5 protein-coding genes and 1 tRNA gene are annotated in these 6,533 nt (G+C 62.5%); all 6 read left to right on the top strand.

From position 1 onward, the window contains the following. Positions 1-45 precede the first annotated feature (45 nt). The 6 genes from VWZ85_RS07495 to VWZ85_RS07470 all read left to right on the top strand — a co-directional run bounded on the left by VWZ85_RS07495 (position 46) and on the right by VWZ85_RS07470 (position 6,436). Positions 46-122, top strand: a tRNA-Met gene (locus VWZ85_RS07495). A gap of 253 nt (positions 123-375) precedes the next feature. Next, entirely contained in the window at positions 376-765 is a 390-nt protein-coding gene (locus VWZ85_RS07490; protein WP_416587625.1) for a hypothetical protein, read from the top strand. Between the two features lie 53 nt (positions 766-818). Then, a complete protein-coding gene (locus VWZ85_RS07485; RefSeq protein WP_416537573.1) occupies positions 819-1,400 on the top strand; it encodes a c-type cytochrome in 582 nt (193 codons plus the stop codon). A 13-nt stretch (positions 1,401-1,413) separates the two neighbouring features. After that, on the top strand, positions 1,414-2,304 hold the full coding sequence (locus tag VWZ85_RS07480; protein WP_416587623.1) for a c-type cytochrome: 891 nt from the start codon (positions 1,414-1,416) through the stop codon (positions 2,302-2,304). Positions 2,305-2,348: 44 nt separating this feature from the next. Continuing rightward, positions 2,349-3,731, top strand: coding sequence for a multicopper oxidase family protein (locus VWZ85_RS07475; protein ID WP_340547497.1), 1,383 nt, complete (start codon positions 2,349-2,351; stop codon positions 3,729-3,731). A 200-nt stretch (positions 3,732-3,931) separates the two neighbouring features. Beyond that, entirely contained in the window at positions 3,932-6,436 is a 2,505-nt protein-coding gene (locus VWZ85_RS07470; protein WP_416587620.1) for a heavy metal translocating P-type ATPase, read from the top strand. Positions 6,437-6,533: the final 97 nt, after the last annotated feature.

Here is a 6,533-nt window from a genome sequence, read left to right as displayed (position 1 = left end):
TAATGGCTCAACTCGCGCAACGCGCCAGAGCCTGAATAAAAATGTCGCGGGATGGAGCAGCCCGGTAGCTCGTCAGGCTCATAACCTGAAGGTCGTAGGTTCAAATCCTACTCCCGCAACCAAATTCTCAATGAAATATCAGCACCTTAAACCTCGCTCCGGCGGGGATCTTCGCGTTCAGGCACAGGCACTGGATGCAATACCGAAGTAAAATAGCGCCCCAGCGCCTAAAGCTATCATACCAATCATGAAACGAAGCTCGCCAAACCAAAGCGGTACACATCAGCGCGGAAAACTCCGCCGCCCGAACGCTTGACCGCAACGGGGGGCGCGGGCATCTTTGTTTCAGCCGCTGAACCTGGCCGCGACAATGGGATGAACGGAGCCTTGTGCCTCTTTTCCAGAGTAGAAACCGGAGCCGGAGTTGCAACCGGGGCCAGATCGGCAATCGGCTCCGTGCTGCTGGCGGCCTGCCTGCTGATTGCGGCGCTCGTCCTGTCGGCAAATCGGGCAGAGGCCCATGGTGCCGGCGGGGAGGCGCAGATCGCGGTCTCGGTTCAGGACATGGATCAAGATGTGGCGGGTAGCCGCCCTGCGGATCATTGTCATGGCAGCTCGCTTTGTGGTGGGGTTGCGGTTCTGTTGGGCAGCTGGCCGTCGATGCAGCCCGATCCGCGGAACTTTCGTCCTGATCTGCCGTTGATGCTGCTGCGACCGCTGGCCATCACCGGGTTTGAACCACCGCCGCCGCGTGGCCGGTCCTGAAGACTGATCCTGCGCATGTGACGCGCATTCTGGACCTCAATCGGGAAAACAAGATGACATGTTCCAAACTGCTTACCGGCGCTGCATTGGCGTCGCTCATTTCCGTGGCTGCCTATGCGCATAGCGGCGCCACAGGCGTTGTAAAAGAACGAATGGATGGCATGGATGCCATGAAAGCCAGCATGAAGCTGCTGGCGCCGATGATGCAGGGGCAGACGCCCTATGATGCTGCGGTGGTTCGCGAAGAGGCGCAGACAATTCAGACCCACGCAGGGGAGGTCCTGACGGGGCTGTTTCCCAAGGGAACCGACGGGCATCCCTCAGACGCCAAACCCGAGATTTGGGCCGATTGGGAGGGGTTTGCCGATCTTGCGCTGCAATTGGAGACCTATTCCGAAGGTCTGGCCTTGGCAGCCGAGAACGGCTTGATGATGGCCGGTGCCGAGGGGACGGGAATGATGTCGAGCGGGGCGATGATGGGGGCCACTGCGATGGGAGCAGGAGGCATGATGGGCGGTCAGATGATGGGGGGACCACGAAGCGCCGAGGCCCTGCAGCAGATGCCTGCAGATGCTGTCTTCACCATGCTGAGCCAAACCTGTTCGGCCTGTCACACCCGTTTTCGTAAAGAGTGAGAGGGGGAGACATATGTTTCGTTATCTCCTTGCCGCCTCGGTGACGGTGTCGGCCGGGCTTGCCGCGGTGGCGGCCTGGCCGATCGGCACGAGGCCGAGTGCGCTTGATCTGGACGGCGACGTCGCCCGCGGAGCCTATCTGGCTAGGGCGTCGGGATGTATCGCGTGCCATACAGATTTTTCCAACGGTGGCGCAGCGCTTGCGGGTGGGGCGAAGATCGAAACGCCGTTCGGGGATCTCTACGCGCCCAACCTCACGTCGGATCGCGATCATGGGCTGGGCAGCTGGACGGTCGACGCCTTTGCCAAGGCTGTTCGCCAAGGCGTGTCTCCGGAGGGGCAGCCCTATTATCCGGCGTTTCCCTACCCGTTCTACGGCAATTTCACCGATCAGGATATTGCCGATCTCTGGGCGGCATTTCAGACCGTTCCCCCGGTGGCGCAGCCATCGAGGCCGCCGGAAATGGCGTTTCCCTTCGACCAGCGATGGGGGCTGAAGCTCTGGCGTCTGGCGTTTCTTGAACCGCCGCGGACAGATCCGGTCGCCGGAAAGGATGATCTATGGTCACGTGGTCGACTGCTGGTCGAGGGGGCCGCGCATTGTGGCGCCTGTCATACGGGCCGCAATCTACTCGGCGCGCGGAAGACGGGCACCGCACGTTTCAAGGGCAATGATGCCTTGCCGGGGGGAGGAAAGGCGCCTGCCATTGATCCCCCATCTCTTCTGGCACGCGGTTGGAGCGTCGACAGCCTGGCCTATGCCCTTGGTACGGGGGTGATGCCGGATGGCGACGTCTTTGGCGGGACGATGGGCGAAGTTGTCCTATATGGAACCGCATTCCTGACCGACACGGACCGCAGGGCCATGGCGACCTACCTGCTTGATGACCAGCCCGGTGCGTGATGAGCGCGCCGAACAGCAGTTCCAGAGACAGAAGGAGAGACGGTATGATCCTTAACCGCCGACAATTCCTGGGGGGCGCCAGTGCCATGGCGCTTTGGCCACGAACCAGCGCTGCGGCTGCCGCGCCGCGCCTTCTTGAAGCGAGACCAAGCCGCGTGCAGCTGGTGCCGCCAGAATTTGGCGACCACCCGGAGACAGAAGTCTGGGGGTTTGATGGCACCGTGCCCGGCCCCCTCATCCGTGCCCGCCAGGACGAGCTGCTGCAGGTCCGCCTGACCAACAGCCTGCCGCAGCCAACAGCCGTACATTGGCATGGGCTGCGGGTTCCCAATGCCATGGATGGCGTGCCCGGGATGACACAGGATGCCGTCCTGCCCGGCGATGGGTTTCTCTATGAATTTCCGATGAGGGATGCGGGGACCTATTGGTATCATTCGCACAATCAGTCGACCGAACAGGTGGCGCGGGGGCTCTACGGCGTGTTGATTGTCGATGAGGCCGACGCCCCGGATATTGACCAGGATATCGTGGTTGTCCTTGATGACTGGCGTCTGAGCGAGACGGCGCAGATCACCGATGATTTCGGCGCGATGCACGATTGGACCCACGCGGGGCGGCTGGGCAATTTCATCCATGCCGCCTTGACGCCGCAGGTCTCTGAGGTTCAGCAAAATCAGCGCCTCAGGCTGCGGCTCGTCAATGTGGCGACGGACAGGATCATGGCGGTATCGCTGCGTGGCGTGACCGGCAGGATTGTCGCCCGCGACGGGATGCCGCTGCAAACCCCCGAGGATCCCGGCATCATGGTTCTGGGGCCGGCGGAACGGCTGGATATCATCGCGGATGTTTCGGCGGCACCGGGTGAGAACGTCCAGATCGTTCTCCATGAAGGCGAGACCGGTTATCTGTTGCAGGAGATCGACGTAAGCGGCCGTCATGCCGACGCTGCGCGCGGCGCGGTTGTGGCATTGCCGGACAATCCGGTCACACGGCTGGACAGTCTGACAGAGGCGCGCAGTGTCCCTTTGGTCATGGAGGGAGGCGCGATGGGCGGTCTGCGCCAGGGCCGTTACAAGGGGGAGCTGCTGACATCGCGCGAGCTGGTCGCGGCCGGGCAGATCTGGACATTCAATGGCGAGGCAGGGTTGCCGGCCGAACCGATGGTGACAGCCGAGAGAGGCGAAATCATCCGGATCCCTATCCAGAACAACACCGCCTTTCCCCATGCGATCCATCTGCATGGCACACATTTCCAGGAGGTGCTGCCAGACGGAGGTTTCGGCCCGCTGAAGGACACCCTGCTGATGGCACGTCAGGAAACCCGCGAAATCGCCTTTATCGCGGATAATCCGGGCGACTGGCTGCTGCATTGTCACATGCTTTCGCATCAGGCCGCCGGTATGAAGACCTGGCTGCGTGTCAGATGACGAAACACGTCCGCAGCAGAACAGACCGCTCCGGCCAGACCCTTGGCTGGTGCGGTTAAGGGGGGGAGGTGTCTGCACCGGCGGGCCAGTGCCGCTTTGGGCGTATTGCCGGTGAGGGCGAAAAACTGCAACTCTGGTATTGACCTTCCAGTCGCTGGAGACCCTACATCAGCAGCAACATAGAGTTTATTGGTGTTGTCATGACGGAAAATCTTACTACCCGATTTCAAATTACGGGCATGAACTGCGCCTCCTGCGTGGGCCGCGTGGAGCGTGCGCTGGCGGCCGTCCCCGGTGTGTCGGAGGCGACCGTCAATCTGGCGAGCGAAAGCGCCCGCGTCAGCCATGATGCAAAAGTCACGGCTGCGGATCTGGCCGATGTTCTGGCGGGGGCAGGCTATCCCGCCGTAACCGAGGAAGTCACGCTGGAGATTGCGGATATGTCCTGCGCGTCCTGCGTCGGTCGTGTGGAGCGGGCATTGCAGAGCGGTGATGGTGTGCTGACCGCATCCGTCAATCTGGCGGCAGAGACGGCCACGATCCGCTACGCGGCGGCGGCGATCACCCCGGCAGAAATTGCAGCCCTAGCCACCGAAGCGGGCTACCCGGCGCAGGTGAAATCGGCGGAGATGTCTGACCAGCAGGACCGGAAAGCGGAGGAAATCCGCAGTCTGGCACGACGCACCCTGTTGGCCGCGGCGCTTGCCCTGCCGGTGTTCATCATAGAAATGGGCAGCCATGTCATTCCGGGGATGCACCACCTGATCTCCTCTACCATCGGGTTGCAGACCAGCTATTACCTCCAGTTTGCATTGACCCTGATTGTGCTGATCGGACCGGGCCTGCAGTTCTATACCAAAGGCTTCCCGGCGCTGTTCAAGGGGGCACCGGATATGAACTCGCTTGTTGCGCTGGGAACCTCGGCCGCTTTCGGGTTTTCTCTGGTGTCCACATTTGCGCCCGATGTCCTGCCGACGGGCACCGCCAATGTTTATTACGAGGCGGCGGCGGTTATCGTTGTCCTCATCCTGCTGGGTCGTCTGCTGGAGGCACGGGCCAAGGGCCGGACCGGTGAAGCGATCCGCAAACTTGTGGGATTGCAGGCAAAAACCGCGCGGGTTGAACGTGACGGCAGGGTCGTGGAACGGCCAATCGACGACATCGTGGCGGGCGATACCGTGCATGTGCGCCCCGGGGAAAAGATCGCCGTGGACGGGGTTGTGCTCAGCGGGGCCTCCTATGTCGACGAAAGCATGATCACCGGCGAACCGGTCCCGGTTGAAAAGACCGAGGGCGCGCAGGTTGTCGGTGCGACGGTCAATGGCACAGGTGCGCTGACGTTCCGGGCAGAGAAGGTCGGCAGCGACACCATGCTGGCCCAGATCATCCGCATGGTGGAACAGGCGCAGGGTGCGAAATTGCCTATTCAGGGACTTGTGGACCGGATCACACATTGGTTCGTCCCTGCTGTCATCGCGGTTGCGGCGCTGACGGTTGCGATCTGGTTCATGTTCGGGCCGGATCCGGCGTTGAGCCTGGCTCTGGTTGCGGGTGTTGCGGTGCTGATCATCGCCTGCCCCTGCGCGATGGGGCTGGCCACGCCAACCTCGATCATGGTTGGCACCGGGCGCGCCGCAGAACTGGGTGTCCTGTTCCGAAAGGGCGATGCGCTGCAAATGCTGCAGGAAACCACCGTTGTGGCGCTGGACAAGACCGGCACGCTGACAGCGGGGAAACCGGCGCTTACGGATCTGAGACTGGCGGAGGGCCGACAGGAAACCGATGTGCTGGCGCTGGTTGCCGCAGTTGAGCAGCACTCCGAACACCCGATCGCCGAGGCCATCGTGCAAGCCGCCCAGTCGCGCGGGCTTCAGATACCTGCAACGACATCCTTTCAGTCCATCACCGGCTATGGGGTGAGGGCGGAGGTTGACGGGCATCAGGTGCTTGTTGGTGCCGACAGGCTGATGGTCCGGGACGGCGTGGAACTTGGCGCCCTCGCCGAGCAGGGCAAGGCGCTGGCGGGCAAGGGGAAAACACCGCTCTTTGCCGCCATCGACGGCAAGATTGCCGCTGTGATCGCAGTGGCCGACCCAGTAAAGCCCACCACCCCGCAGGCCATCGCGGAGCTTCACCGGCTTGGGCTGAAGGTGGCGATGATCACCGGCGACAATGCGGTCACCGCAAAAGCGATCGCTGCGGATCTCGGGATTGATCATGTGGTGGCCGAGGTGCTGCCCGAAGGCAAGGTTGCCGCGCTGGACGATCTGCGCATGGGGAGCGGCAAACTGGCCTTTGTCGGCGATGGGATAAACGACGCGCCCGCCCTGGCTGCCGCCGATGTTGGCATCGCCATTGGCACTGGCACGGATGTCGCCATCGAAGCTGCCGATGTTGTCCTGATGTCGGGCGATCTGACCGGGGTCGTGAATGCGTTCAACCTGTCGCAGCGGACCATGAAGAACATTCGTCAGAACCTGTTCTGGGCGTTTGGCTATAACACCCTGCTGATCCCGGTTGCAGCGGGGGTGCTCTACCCGTTTGGTGGACCGCTTCTGTCGCCGGTGCTGGCCGCCGGGGCGATGGCCTTGTCGAGCGTTTTTGTCCTGACCAACGCGCTGCGGCTCAGATGGGTGCGCCCGTCGATGGTCCCCTCAGAAGCCGCCGCGCGGCCGGAACCGGGCGCTGTCGCCGCCCGGGCCTAGCGCCAGCTCAACGCCACGGGCATGAGCGGCCAGATCAGGCGCGGCGAATGTAGATCAACTGCGATCCATTGAGGCAGGCAGCGGTGGTTGCCTGCCT

This window comes from Phaeobacter sp. JH20_29 (genome assembly GCF_048056175.1).
GTDB classification, from domain to species: domain Bacteria; phylum Pseudomonadota; class Alphaproteobacteria; order Rhodobacterales; family Rhodobacteraceae; genus Phaeobacter; species Phaeobacter bryozoorum.
This window is presented reverse-complemented; position numbering and strand designations above follow the sequence as displayed.

Excerpts from the sequence above, each read along its gene's own strand:
- VWZ85_RS07485 (WP_416537573.1), top strand. The coding sequence starts at position 819 with ATGACATGTTCCAAACTGCTTACCGGCGCTGCATTGGCGTCGCTCATT.
- VWZ85_RS07475 (WP_340547497.1), top strand. The coding sequence starts at position 2,349 with ATGATCCTTAACCGCCGACAATTCCTGGGGGGCGCCAGTGCCATGGCG.
- VWZ85_RS07480 (WP_416587623.1), top strand. The coding sequence starts at position 1,414 with ATGTTTCGTTATCTCCTTGCCGCCTCGGTGACGGTGTCGGCCGGGCTT.
- VWZ85_RS07470 (WP_416587620.1), top strand. The coding sequence starts at position 3,932 with ATGACGGAAAATCTTACTACCCGATTTCAAATTACGGGCATGAACTGC.
- VWZ85_RS07490 (WP_416587625.1), top strand. The coding sequence starts at position 376 with ATGAACGGAGCCTTGTGCCTCTTTTCCAGAGTAGAAACCGGAGCCGGA.